We start from the raw sequence: 1112 nt of genomic DNA, 5'->3' as shown, positions 1-1112 counted from the left end.
CGCTCCCGCCTTCGCGGGAACCACGAATCCAGGGAATTCAACGGCCGGGTGAATAAATGCGGTACTTTTAATTTTCAATTTTGCGGATAGTCATTATGGATGCCATAGCCAACATACCGACAGTTGCTCATGTGATTCAACAAGCGGTTGCTCCGGTTTTTTTGCTCTCCGGCGTTGCCGGTATTTTGGGGGTATTGACCAGCCGCCTGGGGCGCACCGTGGACCGGTTCCGTTTGCTCAGTGATCTCGATGGCGCGCAAGCCGAGCAACATTATCCAGAGTTGCAGATCTTGACGCGGCGGGCACGCTGGAATCAATGGTCCATTATCATGTGTACCACTTGTGCCTTACTGGTTTGCCTATCCATCGTCGCCATGTTCGTCAGCGTGGAATTAGCCATCGATCTATCGAATGTGGTCTCGCTATTGTTTGTGGCGTCGATGCTGGCGCTGATAGGTGGGCTCTTATGCTTTCTCAGAGAAATCGCCCTTGCTACGGGTATTCTAGCGCTACTCAAACGACCTTAAGCTATTGAGCAATTCCAATCATTGTGGTCTGCAAAGCGTCAGCGAATGCTACCCGAATACCGCGTTAGCGGCGTAACCCAGATTAGCCACGGCCAAGCCGATCAAGGTAAAAATAGTGATTTGCATGCCAAGTACGCGTTGATGCAGATTTGCGCGCAGCAAGCCTCGCGCGTGCACCACACGGCCCAGGATGATCGCCACGCCGCCGGTGTGCAGCAGCGCGGCATGTCCGCCGCTTAGTTCCAATAGAGCCAATAAAATTAGCAATATTGGTATGTATTCCGTGGCATTGCCTTGGGCGCGGATAGCGATTTGCAAATCGGTTTCGCCGCCATCGCCGAAAATCACTTTTTTCGCCCGCCGCAGTTTGATAACCCTCAGTGACAACCAGACTATCAATAAGGCCGCCAACGCGGCATATACAGCACTTATCACATCCTTCTCCCGCTGTTTTTCTGTTGGGATTTCGGCGGTTTAAATACTGGAAAGTTCCTGCCGTCAACCTGGCCCTTAAATTTCACAATCCACTGGGGTGGCGAAAGAACGCCCGCTTACGTGAGAGCTGAGGACATTTAAGGGCCGGGT

2 protein-coding genes are annotated in these 1112 nt (G+C 52.3%); one reads left to right on the top strand and one right to left on the bottom strand.

Annotation, left to right across the window (positions count from 1 at the left end; genetic code table 11):
- Positions 1-95: 95 nt before the first annotated feature.
- Entirely contained in the window at positions 96-527 is a 432-nt protein-coding gene (locus A1332_RS01365; RefSeq protein ID WP_064006788.1) for a DUF2721 domain-containing protein, read from the top strand.
- Between the two features lie 48 nt (positions 528-575).
- Here A1332_RS01365 and A1332_RS01360 read toward each other — a convergent pair whose 3' ends face one another.
- Positions 576-962: an MAPEG family protein gene (locus A1332_RS01360; RefSeq protein ID WP_064006787.1), complete on the bottom strand. Its 387-nt coding sequence runs from the start codon at positions 960-962 to the stop codon at positions 576-578.
- Between the last annotated feature and the right edge of the window lie 150 nt (positions 963-1112).

This window comes from Methylomonas methanica, from assembly GCF_001644035.1.
GTDB classification, from domain to species: Bacteria; Pseudomonadota; Gammaproteobacteria; order Methylococcales; family Methylomonadaceae; genus Methylomonas; species Methylomonas methanica_A.
Note: the sequence above shows the minus strand (reverse complement) of the source record. Positions and strands in the feature narration are given on the sequence as shown.

Bases quoted from the DNA above. Each gene is read 5' to 3' on its own strand.
- A1332_RS01365 (WP_064006788.1), top strand. From the start codon at position 96: ATGGATGCCATAGCCAACATACCGACAGTTGCTCATGTGATTCAACAA.